Annotated in this window: 14 protein-coding genes and 1 pseudogene; 5 read left to right on the forward strand and 10 right to left on the reverse strand. The window is 65.2% G+C overall.

Annotated features, from left to right (window positions below):
* Nucleotides 1-304 precede the first annotated feature (304 nt).
* Nucleotides 305-1,783 (reverse strand): FAD-binding oxidoreductase, encoded by a 1,479-nt coding sequence (locus tag LQV16_RS12885; RefSeq protein ID WP_229994287.1) that lies wholly within the window; start codon nt 1,781-1,783, stop codon nt 305-307.
* Nucleotides 1,784-1,890: 107 nt separating this feature from the next.
* A complete protein-coding gene (locus LQV16_RS12890; protein ID WP_229994288.1) occupies nt 1,891-3,618 on the reverse strand; it encodes a LuxR C-terminal-related transcriptional regulator in 1,728 nt (575 codons plus the stop codon).
* 478 nt (nt 3,619-4,096) lie between these two features.
* Between LQV16_RS12890 and LQV16_RS12895 the strand changes: the two genes are divergently transcribed.
* Nucleotides 4,097-4,528 carry a DUF309 domain-containing protein gene (locus LQV16_RS12895; RefSeq protein WP_229994289.1) on the forward strand — a complete coding sequence of 144 codons (432 nt, stop codon included), beginning with the start codon at nt 4,097-4,099 and terminating at the stop codon, nt 4,526-4,528.
* Nucleotides 4,529-4,626: 98 nt separating this feature from the next.
* Here the strand turns inward: LQV16_RS12895 and LQV16_RS12900 are convergent, their stop codons facing one another.
* The 3 genes from LQV16_RS12900 to LQV16_RS12910 form a co-directional block, all read right to left on the reverse strand.
* Nucleotides 4,627-5,100 (reverse strand): GNAT family N-acetyltransferase, encoded by a 474-nt coding sequence (locus LQV16_RS12900; RefSeq protein ID WP_229994315.1) that lies wholly within the window; start codon nt 5,098-5,100, stop codon nt 4,627-4,629.
* 943 nt (nt 5,101-6,043) lie between these two features.
* Entirely contained in the window at nt 6,044-7,408 is a 1,365-nt protein-coding gene (locus LQV16_RS12905; protein ID WP_229994290.1) for an MFS transporter, read from the reverse strand.
* 117 nt (nt 7,409-7,525) lie between these two features.
* A complete protein-coding gene (locus LQV16_RS12910) occupies nt 7,526-11,392 on the reverse strand; it encodes a hydantoinase B/oxoprolinase family protein (RefSeq protein WP_229994291.1) in 3,867 nt (1,288 codons plus the stop codon).
* Between the two features lie 302 nt (nt 11,393-11,694).
* Here LQV16_RS12910 and LQV16_RS12915 point away from each other — a divergent pair, with 302 nt between their 5' ends.
* On the forward strand, nt 11,695-11,925 hold the full coding sequence (locus LQV16_RS12915) for a hypothetical protein (RefSeq protein ID WP_229994292.1): 231 nt from the start codon (nt 11,695-11,697) through the stop codon (nt 11,923-11,925).
* Nucleotides 11,926-12,080: 155 nt separating this feature from the next.
* Entirely contained in the window at nt 12,081-12,908 is an 828-nt protein-coding gene (locus LQV16_RS12920; RefSeq protein ID WP_229994293.1) for an IclR family transcriptional regulator, read from the forward strand.
* A 213-nt stretch (nt 12,909-13,121) separates the two neighbouring features.
* Here the strand turns inward: LQV16_RS12920 and LQV16_RS12925 are convergent, their stop codons facing one another.
* Complete coding sequence (locus LQV16_RS12925; protein WP_229994294.1) at nt 13,122-13,868, reverse strand: IclR family transcriptional regulator; 747 nt, start codon at nt 13,866-13,868, stop codon at nt 13,122-13,124.
* A gap of 734 nt (nt 13,869-14,602) precedes the next feature.
* Here LQV16_RS12925 and LQV16_RS12930 point away from each other — a divergent pair.
* Entirely contained in the window at nt 14,603-15,382 is a 780-nt protein-coding gene (locus LQV16_RS12930; RefSeq protein ID WP_229994295.1) for an N-carbamoylsarcosine amidohydrolase, read from the forward strand.
* A gap of 416 nt (nt 15,383-15,798) precedes the next feature.
* A pseudogene (locus LQV16_RS12935) lies at nt 15,799-16,104 on the forward strand (IS982 family transposase); the annotation flags it as partial.
* Nucleotides 16,105-16,707: 603 nt separating this feature from the next.
* Here LQV16_RS12935 and LQV16_RS12940 read toward each other — a convergent pair.
* From LQV16_RS12940 to LQV16_RS12955, 4 genes are read right to left on the reverse strand one after another with little or no spacing between them, the layout of a single operon-like run.
* Complete coding sequence (locus LQV16_RS12940) at nt 16,708-17,406, reverse strand: substrate-binding domain-containing protein (RefSeq protein ID WP_229994296.1); 699 nt, start codon at nt 17,404-17,406, stop codon at nt 16,708-16,710.
* On the reverse strand, nt 17,403-18,377 hold the full coding sequence (locus LQV16_RS12945; protein ID WP_229994297.1) for an aldo/keto reductase: 975 nt from the start codon (nt 18,375-18,377) through the stop codon (nt 17,403-17,405). Before LQV16_RS12945 ends, LQV16_RS12940 begins: the two co-directional genes overlap by 4 nt.
* A complete protein-coding gene (locus LQV16_RS12950; protein ID WP_229994298.1) occupies nt 18,374-19,327 on the reverse strand; it encodes a Gfo/Idh/MocA family oxidoreductase in 954 nt (317 codons plus the stop codon). The genes LQV16_RS12945 and LQV16_RS12950 overlap by 4 nt, the downstream gene beginning before the upstream one ends.
* 25 nt (nt 19,328-19,352) lie before the next feature.
* Complete coding sequence (locus LQV16_RS12955; RefSeq protein ID WP_229994299.1) at nt 19,353-20,654, reverse strand: protocatechuate 4,5-dioxygenase subunit alpha/beta; 1,302 nt, start codon at nt 20,652-20,654, stop codon at nt 19,353-19,355.
* Nucleotide 20,655: the final 1 nt, after the last annotated feature.

The following is a 20,655-nucleotide window of genomic DNA, read 5'->3' on the forward strand; positions in this document are numbered from 1 at the left end:
ATGTTGTGGTGGCGGACCGGCTTACGGGGCGGCGGTGGACCTCCGACTGGTGCGGGGGCCGTACGCCCTGACGCGACTGCATGAAGAAGCGGCGTGGTGAGTGCGATTGTTGGACGAAGTCCTCCCGACAACGTCCGCATCGACCTTTGGGCGATGCCGGAGTCGTGGCCTGGTTGTATGCCAAATCGCGGCTTTCGACCCATGGCGGCCCCGCGGGCGTAGCGGGGCTCGCCCTAGCCGGCAGCAGGCAGTTGATTTCCACCGCGGGCCACACTGCCGCCGCGCATGACCAGCGCCCCGCCCGTCATCCGCTTTCCGGAACGGCTGTGGGTACGACGTTGCGGTTCACCCGGAACTGGTTTCCCGGGTCATATCTGCGTTTGATGTCCACGAGCCGCGCGTAGTTTGCGCCGTAGCTCGCGCGGACACGCTCCTGGCTGTCGTCTGCGGTCTGGAAGTTGATGTAAGTGCGGCCGGTCGCGAAGGGGCGCTGCCGCTGCCAGGCGTCGCGGATCCACTGGCGGTACGCGTCCGCCCGGGGCTCGTTCGGCTCCCACATGCCGTTGACGCCGAGCACATACTGCGCGTTCCGGTTCCCGACCGCGCCGTCGTCCTCGGCGCGTTCGTTGAGCGCTCCGCCGAGGTGGAGGAACCCCAGCTCCGCGCCCGGGACCGGACACTCGGCGAACTGGTCCACGACGGTCGCGAGGAGCCCGTCGCTGAGAGCGGCGACGAACTCGGTCTTCCAGTAATAGTGCAGGCCCTTGGGCTCACCGTCGTCGAGGTAGGACTGGATCTGGGTATACGGCTGCTCGCAAAGCAGGTCCACGATGGGTTTGCCGAGCGCGCGGATCGGCGCGAGCACCTCGTCGACGCGGTCAAGCTCACCGGTGTAGCAGACGGTCATGGCACAGATCTTCCTGCCCTGCCACTCCAGCGGGATGAACGGCTCCGGTGGCGCCTGCATGAGGAGCAGCCACACGGCAAGCTCCCGGGGCGCGTCGCCCGTCATTGTCCGGTAGGCGCGGAGGATCTCATCTGTCCGCTCGGAGGGCCAGGCGATGAAGCCCCCGAACACGATTGGGCCGACGGCATGCAGCCGGAACGTGAAGCGGGTGACGACTCCGAGGTTGGCCCCGGCTCCGCGCACCCCCCAAAACAGGTCGGCGTTTTCGGCACGGTTGGCGGTGCGGATCTGACCGTCAGCTGGAACGATTTCGACCTCTTCCAAATTGTCGACCGTCCAGCCGAATCGGCGGGTCAGATAGCCGAGGCCGCCACCGAGGGCCAGTCCTGCGACGCCAACCTCGGAGATGAAGCCAAGCACGGTCGCCAACCCGTATTCCTGTGTGGCCCGGTCCACGTCCTGCAGCAGACATCCCGGACCGACCCGTGCGAGCCGGGCTTCCGGATCGACGCTGACGGCGTTCATTCCGGACATGTCGAGCATCAATCCACCTTCGGCCACGGCTGTTCCGGCGATATTGTGGCCGCCGCCCTTGATGCTGAGCAGCAGGCGGTTGTCCCGGGCAAAGGAGACGGCAGCCGCGACGTCCTGTGCAGACGCGGCCTGGACCACCAGCGCGGGGGCCTTGGCCACATCGGCGTTCCACAGCATGACCGCTGCCGCCCAGCCGTCAACGCCGGGCCGCAGGAGCGGCCGTCCAATGCCGGAGGCCAGTCCCTCCAGTTGGTCGTCCTTCAGGTGAACCGCGCCGCCGTCGAGTCCGGCGATCACGGTTCGCCCGCCGTTGGACTCCCTTTCCACCAGGTGCCTTGACATTGTTTCGCTCCATTCAGGCTTGTGTCGCTGCTGCTTGTGCACACGAGATTAGGCAGCGGTGGCCACGCGGCGCATCGGTAGAATTGCCCAATTCCGCACCCGGTAATTCAGGCCACGGGCTTACCGCCCTGAATGAGTCCATGCTCGTAGGCGAAGGCAGTAGCTTGAGAGCGTGATGATAGGTCTAGCTTGGTGAAAATGTTGCTGACGTGGCGTGCCACTGTCCGCTCGCTCAGGAACAAGTCGGCAGCAATCGCCCGGTTCGTTTGCCCGCTCGCGACCAGGCGCAGCACCTCCCTCTCGCGGACCGTCAGCGGGATTTCGCTCCCGTGGCCAACTCCTGGCTGCAACGTGTCTATCCTGGCCACATCCGGCAGGGCGCCCAGCTCTTGAAACACCCACCGGGCGGCGTCGAACTCCATTTCCGCCGAGTGTTCGTCTCCGAGGCCGCTGCATGCCAGTCCCATCAGGACCCGGACACGGGCCGCTTCATATGGTGCGTCGAGTTCCTGCCAGTCCGTCCAGGCGCGGCGCAACGCCGCCATTGCAGACTGCGAATGCCCCTCTGCGACGAGTACGGCTCCAGAGGCCTGCGCCGCCTGCGCGCCTAGCCACGACCCGCCGAATCCCTCCGCGATTCCCTGGAGTTCGTCGGTCGCCGCCCGGGCGGCCGGCACATCACCTGCCGCGAGCATAATATCGACACAAGGGCCGAGCAGCTTGGCGCGGTCCACACTGTTCCCTGCTTCGCTAAGCGACCGGCGAATGGCCGCGGCAGCCGCCTCGATTTGCCCTTGGACAAGCCGAAGCAGCGCGAGTCCTGGCTGCGGGTCCCGCACCCATCGGCTGGCATGCAAGTAGGCCGCCTCGGCCTTTGCATATTCGCCGCACAGGCGATGCAGTTCGCCCAGTTGGTAGTACGCTGCGCCGAGTGCGGGCTGGTCCGGCGGGTCGGCCAGCCGCCTGCAGGCGGCCTGTACGGCAATCACGGCATCCGTCCAGGCACCATGGAGTTGCAGGATCTGGGCCCGGTGCACTTGGCACTGCCCTCTGTACGGGACCAAATCCGGTTGGGCCGCGCACCAGCGGCTGAGAGCCGCCGTCCAGTCCTGCGCCCGAGGCAGGTCGAACACGTCAAAACACGCCTCGATCACGGCGCAATATACGATTCCGGCAGCGACTGGGGACACTTCCCCGGCAGTGACAGGGACGATAATTTCGTCCAGCAACTCTACGGCCCGGGTCGTTTCACGCGCACCTACCAGGGACTGCGCGAGCCCGAGCCGGGCCAGCGCCATCAGATCGGGGTCACGGAAGCGGTCGCCTGAGTCAGCGGCAAGGCTGAACGTGGCGCGCGCAGTTGGTACGTTGCCCTCCGCCACGCTTTCGAGTCCGGCCAACACTAGGACGTATCCCTGCTCGGCACAGTCATGTCCGACGTCGTCGAGCAATCGGCGGGCGCGCGCGAGCCAGGCCCCGGCCCGGGCGTTCTCGCCGCCCAGCACGAGGTGTATTGCGAGCCAAACCCCGCACCGGGCTGCGCCGGAGCGATCCGCACGACGCAATCGCTCTCGGTGCGCGCGTGCCAGGACCTGTTCGCCGACGTCGTCCCTGCCTATCAAGTAGGCTGACGTGGCGAGCAATTCGAGATCATCGGGTTCCAACCGCACGCCACGGTCTGCGGCTGACAGCTCGGCAAACGCATTCGCCCATGCCTGTCTCCCGAAAGCAGTCCGCCCTATTTCGAGCGTGCTGGCGGCCATAGTCAAACCCTTCACCGCTGGGATCGTGTCTACGGTGCTGACAATGGTCATGGCTTCGGTCTTGACGTACACCGTGGAGTCCTATGACATTGAGGATCCTCTTCGGAAAATTCCGTGGCAACAGCAACGCCAGCGCGCCGTGGGGCCAGTGAGGCGTCGGGAGCCACTCGCAGGTTTCCAGCCCCTGGCCGTTATGCCGGACGGTCAGGGGTGTACCGGCCAGGGTGAACCGGACGTCCACTGCAACGTCGGGGGCTGTTCATTCGTTGCTCATGGTGCGCGCTCTCCCAAGTTCCTGTTCATCTGATGAGGACGCCGTCACCCGATCGGCCCAGGCACCAATCGAGCGCCGTGAAACGATCCAGTTGACGTACCTTCGCGGGTCGGCATGCCAGATTGCGCCGCTTGCGACCAGCGGTGATCATTTCTTCTCTCGCGGCCGCTGTCCCGACGGCATCCTAGCGGCGGAGCGGATGTTCGAAGGGCCGGGTCTTAGGATTGGGCGTATGAAGGTCGGTAGGCTCCGGGCACGCTCAGGGCGGAGACGGCAATGACGGGTGACAGGGATCGGGATGCTGCAAGGCGCCCGCGGCAGGCCCGGCCGCGTGACGCTCTTGGCCGGCCGCTGGCGTACGGGAGCGTTGGCGTCGAGCCGGTCTCGGAGGAGCCGCTGCCGCCGGCGGAGACGTTGGTTGCGGCCCGGAGTCTGGTGGAGGCAGGCCGGCCCTTCGCCGCTCATGAGGTACTCGAGGCCCGGTGGAAAGCCGGGCCGGCCGAAGAACGCAACCTTTGGCAAGGTCTCGCCCAGATCTGCGTCGGGCTCACCCACGCCGCCCGGGGGAACAGCATTGGTGCGATCCGGCTCCTCGAGCGCGGTGCGGCCCGCCTCGAGGAGTACGGTTCCGGCGACGGGCCGACCTACGGGCTGGACTTGTCCGCCGTTGTGAGGTGCGCACGTGACCGGATGCGCACCGGCCACTGACCGGCGGCCGGCATCCCCGCGGCAGGCGGCGGAGGCACTAATTCCGGGGGACTGCGGAGAGTTTGCTTGACCATTGGCCTGTCCAATAAGCGGGTCGTTCAGCGGGAGCGGGTTCTCCTGGGCACGACCTTCCGGTCCGTTTCGGCGACGAGGAAGACATCGATCGAATCCTCGTGCTCGTGGACGAATCCGGTGCGTTCGTAGAGGCGTCTCGCCGGGCTGCCTTGGAGGACGTTGAGCCGGAAAGGCCGGTGATCGCGCTTCGCCTCCAATACGTGGCGCAGCACCGCGCTCCCCAGACCCTGCCCTTGATACTCGGGGGCCAGATAGAAGTGTTCGATCCATTTCTCATCCGATTCGGGGCGGACAGCAATGACACCCGCCGCGGAGGCTCCGACGTCGATAACAAACGTATGCGCCGGGTGAAAGCCCGTGAGGAAGCGCTGTCTGACGCGCACCGGATCCCAGCGTCCGAGGCGCTCGAGATCGGGACGCATGACTTGAGCGCGGAGCTCGGCAATCCATGATGCGTCAGAGGGAAGGCTTTGGCGCAATGACCAGACGGGAGGCATGTAGCCATTGAAGCTGAAACTACCCGGTACGACGAAATCGAGCAGGATCCCCGCCCCGCAGCTGAAGAGTGCCATCTGAACGACTGAACCACTCTCGCAACAACGGGCCAAGATCCGCCTGGTTCCCGGGGCGGGATGACCATCCAGACCGTGAAGTGGTTGTGCGGGATCTTCAGTTCCATCGCGCGTTCAAAGAGCTCAACTGCCGTCGGGCGGAGCTGTCCGCCGGGAGGAACTGGAATCCTGGGCAGAAGGTGCCGTCGTCGATGAATTAGTTTTCCTCCGGACCTGACGTTGCCAGTTGTGGACAGGGCTGGGGAGGAGAGTGGACGTCCTAGCGAGGCCAGGTTGCCGGACGGAGCTTCAACGTCCTGGACGGCACGGTCAACGGCAACGGAAGCCGGTTCCATAGTTTTGGCAATAGTGTCAGCGACAGGATCTTCCAAACCCAGCAAGCTCAGAGCTGAAGCTGTCCCAGAGTCACCGCCTGCCCGTCCCGGTTGCAGCGTCCATGCTGCCCACCTATGGGCCCCTTCGGATCACTTCCGCGTTGCGTGATAGCCGCTATCGGCACGCGTCGGGGCATCACCGCGGGCACCGGCCGTGGATGACCGAGCTGGTGGAGCAGGCCAAGCTGCGCAAGGAAGCTTAGCGGAACGAGCGGCCCGTCAGCCCTCTTCGGCAACCTCGGCATGCCACCTCCTGCTCACCCAGGCGGGGAAACGGTGCAGCAGCAAACCCGCTGGACCGGTAGATGACGGGGGTGCATTCATGGATCAGGCGGTATCAGCGCCAGTGCTTGAGGGCGGTGAGGACCTCGCCGTTAGGTGGTCCACCCGATAAGGGAACCTGCCTTATTAAAGTCATAGGCACGGCGGGAGCTCTCTGGTGTTCAGGGAGTTCCCGCCGTGCGGATGGTGTTTGTGGTGCGGGTTCGTCCCTGTCAGTCCTGGCGGACGTTGCTGGGGTCGACGTTCCGGGCGGCGAAGATGAGCAGGCCGGAGGCCAGGATGGGGAGGACGCCCCACCATAGGGTGGCGTTGATCCAGCCGGCGCCGGCGGCGAGGGCGGCGGTGATCAGCAGGCCGCCGATGATCGCTCCGACCTGGCCGGAGGCGTTGATGATGGAGCTTCCGGTTGCCCGGGTGTGGACGGGGAAGCTTTCGCCGGTGAAGAACAGCAGGGCGGAGAAGGGGCCGATGAGGAAGAACAGCCCGGCGCTGTACAGCCCGATGATGAGCGGGAAGTTCCCGTTCGGTGCCTGGAGCATGGTGAAGAAGGAGGCGGAACACAGGATCCAGCCGATTCCGATCGCGTTGCGGCGCCCGATCCGGTCGCCGAGCCAGCCGTGGAACAGGTAGCCGGCGAAGGCCGTTGCATTGGAGATGATGAGTACCAGCAGCGCGTTGTCGAACTCGATGTTCTTGCCGTCCGGTGCGGTAAGCAGCGACGTGCCGAGGATCGCGAATGCAAGGACGCCGAGCCAGTTCAGGAGGAAGGCTCCGCCGATCGTCAGGGTGGACCTCAGCGACTCTCCGCGGAAGACCGAGACGAGTGGGCTGGCCTTCTCCGAGACGTCGATTCCGTATTTGCTTCCGAGCTGCTGCGCCTCTTCGATCCGGCCGTCCTTGATCATCTTGTCGATCTGGTGACGGTGGGCGAATTGGGGGCTCTCCTTGAGCCAGCGTCCGGCGATGACGATGAAGACGGCGGGGAGGGCGGCGACGGCGAAGCAGAGCGCCCACCCGCCGATGGGGAACAGCAGGTAGACGGACCCGGCAGCAAGTACGGAGCCGACCGGCCAGCCGGATTGGACGAGTGAGTAGATGAGACCGCGGCGGCGGGCCTTGGCGGGATCGCTGTTGTGGGCGAACATCTCGTTGAGGTAGGCCGCGTTGATGGCCTGTTCGGCGTAGCCGAGGCCGGCCAGTGAACGCACGAGGACCAGGAAGACGAGTCCCAGGCCGGCAGCGATGCCCACAACCCAGCCGACAGTGGCGGTCAGCAGTGAGGCGACGGCGGCACCGACGACGGCGATCAGGATGCCCTTGCGGCGGCCGATCCGGTCGACGATCGGGCCGATCCCGAAGGCCACGAGTGCAGTGCCGGCGGTCACCCAGGTATTGATCCCCGTGGACTGGGCCGCGCTCAAGCCGAGGTCTGCGGCCAGCACCGGCAGGAGGTTGCCGAACAGGACGAAGTCATAGACGGCGAAGGTCCAGGCGAAGAAGCAAATCCAGGTGGCCAGCCGGACGTCCTTGGGCGTGACATCAGACTCGACAAATTGAAAGGTTGGGGCAGTGGTCATAACGGTTCCTAATTCACGGGGATGGTGGGGGTGTGATCAGTAGGGAACGAAGGGGGCGGCCTGGAGACCAGCGTCAATAACTGGCTCCAGGCCGCCCCTTTTACTGCGTTTACTGGCTTAGGTTGCGGAACTGAGCTCGGCGACCAAAACCTCGCGGCGTTCGGCGGTTGACCTCAGATCGACCGTGAGTTGGCCGCTGACCTCCTTGAGGACCACACCGTAGTCACGGGCGGCCGCCTCGGCGGTCGTGAAGCCGTCCAGCACGTCCTCGAGGACCTTCAGCGGGTCCCGCTTGTGCGGGTCACCGAAGCCACCACCGCTGGGCACGGTGATCTGCAGGGAGTCACCGGCCAGCAGTTGACGTCCGGTGACCTTGGACGGCCAGGACTCCTCGCCCGCCCGGCCGACGTTCTTCACGAGCGAGCCGTTGAGGCCGTCATGGCCGCCGAAGGCGCCCCATGGCACGTCCGACTCGTGGCGTTCACCCTCGCAGGTGATCGCGGTGTCGGTCAGGAAGGTGTTCTCCCGGACGATGCCGATGCCGCCGCGGAATTCACCGGCGGCCGCCGGCTCGGAGCGCAGTTCGTAGCGGTCGGTGCGCATCGGGAACCGCCACTCGAGCTCCTCGATCGGGTTGTTGCGGGTGTTGGCGATGAGGTTGTCTACGGAGTCCGGCCCGTCGCTGGTGGCGCGGGCGCCGTAGGAGCCCTCGTTGACCTCGAGGTAGACCCAGTACTCGCCCTGTTTCTCGTCCCATCCGGAGTAGGAGATGAAGTGGATGTGGGCGGAGTTGCCGGCGGTGACGCGCTCGGGGATGACGGGGGCGAGGGCCCGCAGGGCCAGGTCGACGGCCCGCTGTACCTGGGAGAACCGCGAGAAGGTTGCGGCCGGGTACGTGGGGTTGAAGATGGTGCCCTCCGGGGCGATGACCTTCAGCGGCTTGAGCATGCCCTCGTTTTGGGGCACGAACACGGGGAAGGCGACCTCGTCCAGGAATATCATCCGGGTGATGAACGTGAATGCCGAGACCGTCGTGCCCTCGAATGCGCAGTTGTAGGCGGTGGGCACCTGTTCGGAGGATCCGGTGAGGTCGTAGGTGATCTCGTCACCCTCGATGATCACCTTCACGACGATCGGCAGCTTCTTGCCGTAGTTGCGGCCGTCGTCGTCCAGGTAGCCGACCTCGGTCTCGTAGACGCCGTCGGGGATCTTGGCGATCTCCTGGCGCAGCATCCGCTCCGAGTAGTCGATCCAGCTCTGGCCGGCTTCGCGGACCGCGCCGAAGCCGTACCGCTCGATGAGGGCGGTATAGCGGGACTTGGCCAGCTCGCAGGCGGCGATCATCGCCTGGAAGTCGCCCTCGTTGGAGGTGGGTGTCCGGGTGTTGTTGAGGATGTGCCGGATCAGCGATTCCTGGCGGACGCCCTTCTCGGAAATCTTCACTGCCCGGAAGATGGTGCCTTCGGACTGGATGTCCTGGATGTCCACCATCAGTCCGGAGTACGCACCGCCGTTGTCGATCAGCTGGCCCGAGGCGCCGGCGAAGCCGACGAGTTCCCCGTCGTGGAAGATCGGTTCGATGATCGCGACGTCGGGGGAGTGCGTGGCGCCGAGGTACGGATCGTTGTGCAGGATGATGTCACCGTCGTGGATGTCGTCGCCGAGGACCGAGATCACACCCTTGACGATCTTGGGCATCGAGCCCATGAACATTGGCGTGGAGTCGGACTCGGCCAGCACGTTGCCGTCCTTGTCGAAGAGCCCTGCACCGAGGTCCTCGGACTCACGGATGATCGAGGAGTAGGCCATGCGGAAGAGCACCGATGCCATTTCCTTGGCTGCGGAGTTCAGGGCGCCGCCGATCACGCGCATCAGGATCGGGGTGGCCAGTTTCTCGGCGCTCTGGGTGGCGGCCGGGCAGTCGATGACGAGGTTGCCGGCTGCGTCCACCGCTCCGGAGAATCCCGGAGGAATAACTGTGGTGGAGTCGTACTGCTCGATGATGGCGGGGCCGGTGAAGGTGATTCCCACGCCCATCCTGTCGCGGTCGTAGAAGCCGGTGTCCAAGGTGACCGGCTTGCCATCCTGTTCGAAGGTCACCGGGCGGGTTTCCACCAGGGCGTCATCGAGGGAACCGGACTTGATCGCTTCCGGCGTGGGCAGGTCATCCATCAGGGCGCTGGCCTCCACGCGGATGTTGATGACTTCCACAGTGCCGTTCTTGAAGCGGTGCCCGTACTCCTCGAAGTGGGCGTCGTGGAAGGCTGCCTCGGCCTTTTCCAGCCAGGCCTGGTTAACCGGTCCGGCGGGCGCAGTGAAGCGGATCTCGTACCCCTGGCCCTCGTAGCGCGCGTCGGCGAGCCATTCGAGCTTGCGGCGTCCGGCTGGCACATCCTCGGCATCGAGTTGGGCGTTGGCCTCGCGCGCCAGTTGCTCATAGGAGCCCTGGATTGCGGCGGGGTCCGCGCTGGCGAACGTGAACCGCCTCGTGGCGACGAACTCATACTTCTCGTCGGTAGCCAGCAGGCCGGTCGCAGCCATGATGCCCGGGTGGGCCGGGATCAGCACCTTCGGGACCTCCAGCTCCGCGGCGATCTCGCAGGCGAACAGTGCGCCGGCGCCGCCTGCCGCGACGAGGGTGAAGTCACGTGGATCGTAGCCGCGGCGTACGGAGTTCTGCTCGATCGCCTGGGTCATGCCGAACTTCTGGATCTGCAGCGCGCCGAGGGCGGCCTGGTCCACGGACATGTTGAGTTTTTCCGCCAGACCTTCCATGGCCTTTCGGGCGCCATCGAGATCCAGATCCATGCCTGAGCCTGCCAGGACGCGGTCAGGACGCATGCGCCCCAGCAGCATCTGGGCGTCAGTTGATGTCGGCTCCGTCCCGCCGCGGCCGTAGCAGACCGGGCCCGGGACGGCGCCGGCAGACTGCGGACCGACGCGGAAGACCCCGCCGGCGTCGACGTAGGCGATGGAGCCGCCGCCTGCGCCGATGGTGTCGATGTCCACCATCGGGACCATTGCCTGGTGGTCGCCGATCTTGGTGTCCAGCAGGTGGCGCATGCGCAGTTCACCCTGGTAGGCCACACCGATGTCCGCTGAGGTCCCCCCAATGTCCAGAGTGACCACGTTCTCGAAGCCGGACTGACGACCGGCCCACATGCCGCCGATCAGGCCGCCGACCGGTCCGGACATCATCAGTGTGACGGGCCGCTTGGCGGCTTCCTTGATCGGGACCATACCGCCGGACGACTGCATCAGCAGGATCTCCCGCTTGTAACCCAATCCTTCTGCCTGCTCCTGCAGGCGGTAGAGGTAACGGGAGACCCGGGGCCCGACATAGGCATTCAGCGCCGTGGTGGAAAACCGCTCATACTCCCGGTACAGGGGCACGATCTCGCTGGAAAGGGACAGGTAGGCCTCAGGGAACTCCTCCGCGACGATTTCCCCGATCCGCTGCTCGTGGGCGGGATTCAGATACGAGTGCAGCAGGCAGACGGCGATGGCTTCGACTCCGGCCGCCTTCAGCTCGTGCACGCGCTCACGGACCTCGTCCTCGTCCAGGGGAACCAGGACCTCGCCGTTCGGTGCGGTGATGCGCTCCTTGACGGTGAGCCTGTGGCGGCGCTTGATCAGGGGCTTGGTCTGCCAGGGCAGATCCTGCTGGAGGGAGAAGTTGTACGGCTTCTTGTGACGGGCGATGTGCAGGATGTCCCTGAAACCCTCGGTGGTGATCATCCCGACCTCCGCACCCGTGTGCGTCAGCGCGGTGTTGGTGGCGACAGTGGTTCCGTGCACCAGCTGGTCGATCTCCGAAAGCGACACACCGGCCTTCGCGCAGAGCTTTATGATGCCGTTGATCACGGCCTCAGACGGATCGTGCGGGGTGGAGGGAACCTTCTCCACAACGGCGATGCGCTGGTCGTCGTCCGAGAAATACAAGTCGGTGAATGTACCGCCGACGTCTACTCCGATGCGCTTCATAAGGGGGTCCTTTCGAAAGTTTGGTTCAGGACTGGGTTGAAGGTAAAGACGGGGGCCTCTCGGCCGGGCCCGGATTCACCCGGGATTGGAGCTAGTCCGCTGGGCCGGGGGTCCGGTCCCGCAATCCGATGTGCGGTAGCTCACATCGTTGCTTAGAAAGCAATTTAGTTCCTTTATGAACAACGCGCAATGCTTTTGACGTTCATTTCTTGGGACTTCCCCTTTTGCGTCAGGGGACGTGCGCCTCCCAAAGTGTTGGAGAGCAGCTTGCGGAAGGATTCGGCAAGGCTCTGCCAAGCAAGGTGGGGAGGGGGGAGGACGCGATCGCCGAGGGCTTCCGCCCGATCATCGTCAAGGAGGCCGTGGGCGACCGCGTGCCAGGAGTCGTGGCGTGGAACCTGTTCGATATGGACTCCAAGTTCGGCGACGTGGAGCCGCTGGAGAACGTCATCCAGTACCTGAACAACCTGCCCGACTTCGCTGATACCGTCCCGACCTCGGCGATCCCGGTCGCCAGGGCTGCCGTCGCCTGATCTGACCCTCAATGCCACAGCGCGGCCCCGGATCTCCTGGGCCGCACTGCGGCGTGCCGGGACAGGTATGATTTGTCCTCCGACGAGAGAGGTTGGATGGGCACACCGTACGATGGCTACGGTGACTGCGCGTAGCGCCTGGAGAGGGAGAACCCATGCTTGACCCACAAACAACCACTGACAAACCGCAAGGGGCGGCAGCATCGCTGCTCAACGGTCTTACCGTGCTCGAAGCCTTCTCCGTCGCCAAGCGTTCCCTCCTGGGCGTCACGGAGATCTCCGAGCTCGTTGGCCTGCACAAGAGCACGGTCTCCCGGATGCTTAGCGGCCTGGACGAAGCCGGCTACGTGCAGCGCGACGAGGAAACAGGGCGATACCGCCTCGGGCTCGGGATGATCGGCCTGGCCGGACCACTGCTGGCCGAGCTTAGCGTCCGCCGTGCCGCCCTGCCCCACCTCGAAGAGGTCACACAGGCCACCGGCGAAACGGCCGCGATCGCCGTTTGGAACGGCAGCAACGCGATTGTCGTGGAACAAACGGCTTCCACCCACCAGGTCAAGCACAGCGCGGCGATCGGCACGCGCTACAACAAGTTCGCCAGTTCCTCAGTCCGCGTGTTCCTCGCCGAACTGCCGCCCGAGGAGACCGACCGTCTGCTTGCCGACCGTACGGTCCTGCGGGAGGGCTACCTCGGTCTCGAAGACCCGGCCCACGAACAGCTCGTCGGCGTGCGGGACGACGGCTTCGCCGTCAACGACGGCGAGACCACTTACGAGGAATACGGCGTGTCCGCTCCTGTGCGGGACTACCGGGGCGAAGTCGTCGGCTGCATCACAGCCAGCGCGCCCAGATCCCGAGTGCAGTACATGCAGAGTCAGTCGATCCTGCGCGATGCCGTGCTAGAGGCCGCGGCGCGGGTGTCTACACGGTTGGGCAGCCTGCCGGGGAAACAGATCCAGGTCGCTGACGGCGCTGTTGGCTGATCCGAGCAGGAGCCGATGGGCCTGCGAGTCGTGATCCTCGATGGTTTGCCAGAGCAGGGACCGACGGAACCTCAAGCAGGGCCACCCCCTCGAAGTTGGCAGCTGCTCCCTCTCGGAAGACTTTTTCCAAGTGCGACAGCGCGGTCAAGCGTCTCGATCTGAATGCGGTCGAATACACGATGTTGCTGACGTTCGCCTAGCCGCGTGGATGAATCACCCCGGAAGCGAGGCCGCCCAGCCCAAGCGGGTGGATACTTCCGAGGCAGCCTGTTGTACGGCTTGAACCAGAGCATCCTTGGTGGCGTGCTTGTGCACACGGGAACGGGGGGCGGATGCAGTGATGCACCCAACCACCTTGCCCCGGTAATCCCGAACCGGAGCGGAGACCCCAAACTCCTCCTCCGTAGTCGAACCGTCGTTAACGGCGTATGCCTGCCGGGCGACTTCCTGCAGGTGGGCGGTGTGGTCCAACGGCAAACCATCTCCTGCCGTGCGTAGTATCTGCCCGGATTCGATCAGTTCGGTCGCGAGAGCCGGCGCCAGCTCCGCCAGGAAAACCCGCACCGAAGAGCTCTCGAATTTGTTGTACCGGGTTCCGATGGTGGCAGTGTGTTTGACCTGATTCGGGCTGGCAACCTGCTCCACGACGATGGCCTCGTGACCATTCCAGACCGAGATAGCGCTGGTCTCTTGGGTGCTTTCGGTTAACCTCTCCAAATACGGAACCGCAGCACGGCGGACATCCAGATCCGCCAGCAAAGGGGCGGATAACGCGAGGAGGCCCAGCCCGAGCCGATACCGTCCCGTCTCCTCATCCCGCTGGACATATCCAGCTTCTGTTAGACCGCTAAGGATGCGTGAGACCGTGCTCTTGTGGAGGCCAACACGCTGAGCAACCTCAGTCACACCAAGAACCGGACTTTGAACGGAAAAGGCTTCCAGTACAGCAAGACCATTCAACAGTGACGCCGCAGCTCCTTGGACCTGCCCGTTGTCCTGCCTCGGCCTGCCTGCCACCTTCATCCTTTCGCGCTACGTGACTATCCCGCCACTCTTTGGGGCCATCATATGCCGCAAACTGTACCCGCCTCACTGAGGTTGTCAGTTCCATACTGCGGACGTGAGATTAACGAACAGAAAGCCCGCCTTGGCGGGCCTTCAAAGTGTTCCGCTCAGACTACATCCGAGTTTCGGCAGGCTTCCCTGCCTTTGCCTTGTCCCGAAGGGGCTGCTTTGCTAGCAACATAGTCACAACAGGAGCAACGCACATAGGCCTACTGTGCGCTCTATCCACCCGATATACCTGACCAGGCGGGCCGACGATGTTGCTCGTGGAGCAATGGGAGCCTCATCAGAGAAACCGGGGGATGTTGTCATCGCGTGGCACGAATGTTTCCGCCGGGAAAACTGCGGACGCCTCAGCCCGTGCAGCTGGGGTCGGCGGGCGGCCCCCGGGCAGGCACTGCTGATCGCGCCCGGATCGTGGTCAGCAGTGCCGCCGCGGCCGCGAACCGGACCCTCGCCGGGCTGCCGGAGTGACGCACTCGCCGATGCTCGCCCTATCGAAAGTTGGTGCGGTGGAGATGCGGACTCCGGGCACCTCTGGTGCTGTGCCGGTTCGTGCGCTACAGTATCCACTACAGCAACCTCGTTGCTACCGTAGAAACACAACAGCCGAGAGAGTGGAGAGAACCATGACAACAGAGACAGAGACGTCCAACGACATCGAAGCCCGTCTTGCAGCAGTGCTGGAGGAGGCGTTCGAAGCAGGCACGGGCATCTACAACGAGCGAGGATTCAAGCGTCGGATCGGCTACGGCAACCGCCCCGCCGTCATCCACATCGACCTCGCGAACGCTTGGACCCGTCCGGGCCACCCGTTCAGCTGCCCGGGCATGGAGGAGATCATCCCGAACGTCCAGCGGATCAACGAGGCCGCGCGCGCCAAGGGCGTCCCGGTCTTCTACACCACGAACGTGTATCGCAACCGCGACGCCACCTCCGGGACGAACGACATGGGTCTGTGGTACTCGAAGATCCCCACGGAGACCCTTCCGGCGGATTCCTACTGGGCGCAGATCGACGACCGCATTGCGCCTGCGCCCGGCGAGGTCGTGATCGAGAAGAATCGCGCCTCGGCGTTCCCGGGGACGAACCTGGAGCTCTTCCTGACCTCCAACCGCATCGACACCCTGATCGTGACCGGTGCGACCGCGGCCGGGTGCGTGCGCCACACCGTCGAGGACGCGATCGCGAAGGGCTTCCGCCCGATCATCCCCCGGGAGACCATCGGCGACCGCGTCCCGGGCGTCGTGCAGTGGAACCTCTACGACATCGACAACAAGTTCGGTGACGTGGAGTCCACGGATTCGGTGGTGGAGTACCTGAACCGCCTCCCGCAGTTCGAGGACACGGTCCCGAAGACCCTCTCGGATCCCCAGCCCGAGGTGGCGACCCCCGCGGATCCGGCCTGAGCCGCACCGCACTCTCGGAACCCCGCGGCCCGGCATCCCCAGGCCGACCCGACGACAGCCGGCACCCCTCAGCGGGTGCCGGCTGTCGTCGGGTCGGGCTGGGCTGCGGTGATGAGTGCGTTTCTGGAACACTGGCTGGACCGCCGACGAACTGCGCTCGGCCGGCCTCAGCGAACCCGAGAAGAAGCTTCGCGTGCGCAAGCGTGCAACGTGCCGGAGCACGCTGACGCCGTCGGCGTCGGCGTCGGCAAGGACTGAACAGCCTCACCACCACGGTAGCCTCTCGCCCACGGTAATGATGGTAAAGGTCCTGAACCGGCGTGACTCGTCGCCCACCTGACGCGTGCGAACGCTGTCTTCCTCATGATTTGTCCACCGGTCCAGGACCCCCACCAAGCTCGTTGAGCCAGGCGGGCGACAAAGGCTTCGCCGGCCGGGAGTTCGAACGGTTCATCACCGAGGACCTCGGCGCGCACCTGATCCGCCCGGACCGCAAAGACGAGAAGCCCCGCTTCGGGAACTTCGGCGGCATCCGGCAATGGATCGAATCCGTCTTCGACACCCTCAAAGGCCAACTCACCCTTGAACAGCACGGCGGACGGGCCCTCGCCGGAGTCTATGCCAGAGTCGCGGCCAGACTCTTCGCACTCGCCGCCGGCATCTGGCACAACTGGCACATCGACGCACCCCGCAAACGCTCACTCATCGCCTACGACCACTAAACGAATACGGACTCACTCATCTAGGCAGAGAAAGCCTTTCCGGTACGACATCGGATATCCACGACGTCGACGCGGACTGCCCGTCTTACGTCCATCGCCCAGGCCATGACGGAGGAATAATCCCAAGGACAGCGCCACATTCAGTCAACAGGGAGCGCCCAAAGCGGCAGGTCTCGATAGGCCGAAGAGCGGGCCTGCTCACAAGGTCCCTCCAATCGAAGCCGGTTGCAGCATCGGCCCTGTCGCACGAGGCGCCTTCGGTGCTGTTGGCGCTGAGAGGCAATGTCGGACATAGAGCGCCGGTGCGAACGAGTAGCCGGTAACCTCCGCCAAATCTGGCTGACAAGAGCGAAGCGGTTCCACCTTACGGGACATGACCACGTTATGCGCGACTCCGAAGCCGCGGGAAGAGCTCGGACATCGCCGCGCCCGTGAGGCGCGGCGTCAAAGGGACATTCTGGCAGGTCACCAGCTCGCCGAGGACCCCGGCGCGAGGTGGACAGGACCGCGCTTCGCCCGTTCGTTCTCCACGGTCGTCTGTGCGCCTCGCATCGGTCTAAACGTCTGCAGGACCCGTATCGGTCAATCCGTCACGGCAGGGCCTCAGGGCGCGCGAAAACTGTGCGACGACTTGATGGATGCCGCGAGGTCGGAGCGGAAGAATGCCAACACCTCCGCAGCACGAGCCGCGTCGCTGGAGGATGTCGCGACAGCACCCGCGAAGACCGTGCTGATCGCGCAGTCGGCGGGGAGGACGCCGAGGATGCGCACGCCGGGCTGCCCGACCAACTCGCTGAGCTGCTGCAGGCCGAGATCGACCTCGCCCTCGGCGAGCAGGCGCGCCACGGGCACGCCTGGACGGGCCTGCACCAGCCGGTCGCGGACCTCATCGGTCATGCCCCAGTGGTCGATCATTAGCAACAGTTCGGTTCCGCTCGGACCGGTGGAGTATCCGATGCGGGATGCCGTGCGCAGGGCGCTGCGAAGCTCATCGGCATTCGCAAAGGCCGTGCCTTCGGGACGTTTGGCTGCATCGGGGCTGCGTGTGGGCACGCCTACGGCTACCTCCGACAGGACGATCGGGGCGATGGATGCCGGATCGACGTGCCGCTCGGCAGCGAGGCGTTGGAGAGCGTCCACGGCGAGGAACACAAGGTCGAACGGCTCGCCGACGGTAACCCGCTGGGCGGCGTCCACTCCGCCGACGGATTCGAGCTGCAGAAGCGGTAGCCCCGCCGCGGCGGCAGCTTCAGCGAGGTCGGCGAGAACGTGGCGGGTGGCCATCGACGAGATCGCCCTCATGCGGCATCCTCGAAGGTCTCGGCGTCGACTTCGGCGGCAGATGCCGGTGCATAGCGCGCGCCAGAGATGGTGGCCGTGCCAATCAGCTCGCCGGCCCGCGCCAGCAGCGCGCCGTCGACAGAGATGCCGACCGCCGCCATGTTCTCGCGCAGGTGCGCGACGCTCGTTGTTCCCGGGATCGGCAGAACGTGATCGCCGCGGGAGAGCAGCCAGGCCAGTGCGAGCTGTGCGGGCGTGCAACCGGCCTCCGCGGCCAGCTCTCGCCAGAAGTCCAGCAGTGCCGCATTCGCACCCCAGTGCTCGGGCTGGAAGCGCGGCATGCTGCGGCGGATGTCGTTCGGGGCCATCTCGCCCGGGTCCTTGATCGCATCGGCCAGGAAGCCCCGTGCCACCGGGGAAAACGCAACCAGAGTCACGCCGTCCTCGCGAGTGGCGTCGAGCATGCCAAGCTCGGCATTGCGGCTCCACAGCGAGTACTCGTTCTGCACAGCCGCGATAGGGGTGATTGCCTGCGCCTCGCGCAGCCGCGCCACCGACACCTCGGACAGGCCGATTGCGCCGATCTTGCCCGCGGCGACCATCTCGGCCAGCGCGCCGACGCTGTCGCCGATCGGCACCTTCTTGTCCCAACGGTGCAGGTAGTACAGGTCGATGTAGTCGACACCGAGCCGGCTCAGCGAAGCATCGACCTGTGCGCGCAGCGTATCGGGGCGTCCATCGATGACTTTCACGCCGTCGACGGACGCCATCCCGCATTTGCTCGCCAGGAACACCTCGTCGCGGCGCCCCGCGATCGCGGCACCGACAAGTTCCTCGTTGCGGCCGCCGCCGTAAAGCGTCGCCGTGTCGAGCATCCCGATGCCTTCGTCAAGAGCCGCGCGCAGCATCGCCAGCCCCTCGCCACGCGACGGGGGGACGCCGTACGCGTGGCTCAGCGACATGCAGCCGAGCCCGGTGGAGGGCAGCCTCACGCCAGCTGCTTCTCAAGCGAGCCGAGCACGCGGTAGCAGTCGATCACCTGGCGAAGCGACGAGTTCGGCTCGCGTCCCTCGCGGATAGCCGAGATGAACTCACGATCCTGCAGCTCGATACCGTTCATGCTGACAGCGACGTGCGACACGTCGATCGACTCCTCACGGCCGTTGTAGAGATCGTCGTAGCGCGCGACGTAGGTCTCGGTGTCGCCGATGTAGCGGAAGAACGTGCCGAACGGCCCGTTGTTGTTGAACGACAGCGACAGCGTACAGATCGCGCCCGACTCGCTCTTGAGCTGGATCGACATGTCCATCGCGATGCCGAGTTCGGGGTGGATCGGGCCCTGGATCGCGTTCGCCTGCACGATCTTGCCTGCCTGGTAGGCGAACAAGTCGACGGTGTGCGCGGCATGATGCCACAGCAGGTGGTCGGTCCAGGACCGGGCCTCGCCCTTCGCGTTCGTGTTGGTGCGGCGGAAGAAGTACGTCTGCACGTCCATTTGCTGCACGTGGAACTCGCCCGAGGCGATCCGGTTATGTACCAACTGGTGCGAGGGGTTGAAGCGGCGGGTGTGGCCGACCATTGCGACGCGATTGGATGATTCAGCCGCCTCGAGCGCTGCCTCGGCGTCCACGAGCGAGTCGGCCAGCGGAATCTCGACCTGCACGTGCTTGCCGGCGGCGAGCACCGCCTGGGTCTGAGACGCGTGGAGCCCCGTGGGCGTCGCAAGGATCACCGCGTCGACGTCGTCGCGCTCGAGCACGGCGTCCAGGCCGACAACGGCGTTCGCGACGCCGTATTTCTCGGCGACCGCCTGGGTCGGTTCGAGCCGCGTGCCGCTGACGACGGTCACCTCGGCATCGGGGATGTTCATCAGGCCGTCGAGATGTTTCATGCCGAAGGCGCCTGCGGCGCCGACGACGGCCACACGGATCTTGTCAGTCATGGGGGCTCCTTTGTTGCGGATGCGGTCAGTCGGTCGGGTTCGTGAGAACAAGGTGGCCGACGGCGGTGTTCGACGCGGGCACGTGGTAAAAGCGGTGGTTCACCTCGGGGCTCTCGCCTCCGAACTGATCATCCATCGCACCGCGCGCGATGAGCCAGTCGACGAGCTCGATGCCCTCGGACCCGGCCTCGTCGACGTACTCCATGTGCTGCCATTCTGTCAGGCCCACGGGGTCGGCGATGAGGTGGTCCAGGAATGCGTTGTCCCACTCCTCGTTAATGAGGCCAGCGCGTGGGCCCTGCAGCTGGTGGCTCATGCCGCCGGTTCCCCAAATTTGTACGTTGAGCGGCTCACCGTCCCACTTGTCCAGCGCACGGCGGAGCGCACGCCCGAGTTCGTAGCAGCGACGTCCGGACGGCACCGGGTACTGCACAACGTTTACGGCGAGGGGGATGACCCTGACGGGCCATTCCTCGACATCGCCATACACGAGCGACAGCGGCACCGTGAGGCCGTGGTCTACGACCATCTCGTTGACGAGCGTGAGGTCGAAGTCGTCCTGGATCACGGACTGGGCGATGTGTGCGGCCAGCTCGGGATAGCCTTTGACGTCGGGCACCGGGCGGGGGCCATAGCCCTCGTCGGCGACCGGGTACTCCGCGCCGGTGCCGAGTACGAAGGTCGGGATGATCGAGGAGTCGAAGGCCGTGGCGTGGTCGTTGTACACCAGGATGACGACGTCGGGCAGGTTCTCCTTGGCCCACTTTCGCGTCCACTCATACCCGGAGAACACCTTCTTCCAGTACGGCTCCTCGGTCTTGCCGAGGTCCATCGCCGCGCCGATCGCCGGCACGTGCGAGGTGAATAGTGCCGAGGTGTACTGCGCCGGAGCATCCTGCCGCATCGTCTCGGCCTTCTGACCGGGCTCAGGAGGCGTCCATCCGTCGAGATCCTTGAGGCGGTTTCCCTCCGGGCGGCGCCCACCGCCGATCATCATGTCTCGGTACGCGGCCTCAGACATGCCCGTCATCGAGCCGGCCATCTGCTGGAAGCTCAGGCCGTGAGTGGCGCCGATCTTGGCCAGGAAGTAGATGTTCCCGCCCTCGGCGATGCAGGTGTTGAGGTCGATGTCGAGCACCGCCTGGCGCTGCACCGGGTTGAGAGGCCACTCGTCCAGGTACGCACCGCGGTCGGCCAGGTACCGTTCGCGGTTCTCCGGTTTCATCAGCGACATGCAGAACTGGTTTAGGTTGTAGCCCTTTCGGGCCTGCTCGGCATCAAAGATGGTGGTGCCAGGGACGTTCTTGTACGGTTTGTCGAGTGCCATG

This window comes from Arthrobacter sp. Bi26 (assembly GCF_918697925.1).
Lineage (GTDB): Bacteria > Actinomycetota > Actinomycetes > Actinomycetales > Micrococcaceae > Arthrobacter.

Coding starts and splice junctions, on each gene's coding strand:
- LQV16_RS12885 (WP_229994287.1), bottom strand. CDS start 1,783: ATGTCAAGGCACCTGGTGGAAAGGGAGTCCAACGGCGGGCGAACCGTG.
- LQV16_RS12895 (WP_229994289.1), top strand. CDS start 4,097: ATGACGGGTGACAGGGATCGGGATGCTGCAAGGCGCCCGCGGCAGGCC.
- LQV16_RS12900 (WP_229994315.1), bottom strand. CDS start 5,100: ATGCCTCCCGTCTGGTCATTGCGCCAAAGCCTTCCCTCTGACGCATCA.
- LQV16_RS12905 (WP_229994290.1), bottom strand. CDS start 7,408: ATGACCACTGCCCCAACCTTTCAATTTGTCGAGTCTGATGTCACGCCC.
- LQV16_RS12910 (WP_229994291.1), bottom strand. CDS start 11,392: ATGAAGCGCATCGGAGTAGACGTCGGCGGTACATTCACCGACTTGTAT.
- LQV16_RS12920 (WP_229994293.1), top strand. CDS start 12,081: ATGCTTGACCCACAAACAACCACTGACAAACCGCAAGGGGCGGCAGCA.
- LQV16_RS12930 (WP_229994295.1), top strand. CDS start 14,603: ATGACAACAGAGACAGAGACGTCCAACGACATCGAAGCCCGTCTTGCA.
- LQV16_RS12940 (WP_229994296.1), bottom strand. CDS start 17,406: ATGAGGGCGATCTCGTCGATGGCCACCCGCCACGTTCTCGCCGACCTC.
- LQV16_RS12950 (WP_229994298.1), bottom strand. CDS start 19,327: ATGACTGACAAGATCCGTGTGGCCGTCGTCGGCGCCGCAGGCGCCTTC.
- LQV16_RS12955 (WP_229994299.1), bottom strand. CDS start 20,654: ATGGCACTCGACAAACCGTACAAGAACGTCCCTGGCACCACCATCTTT.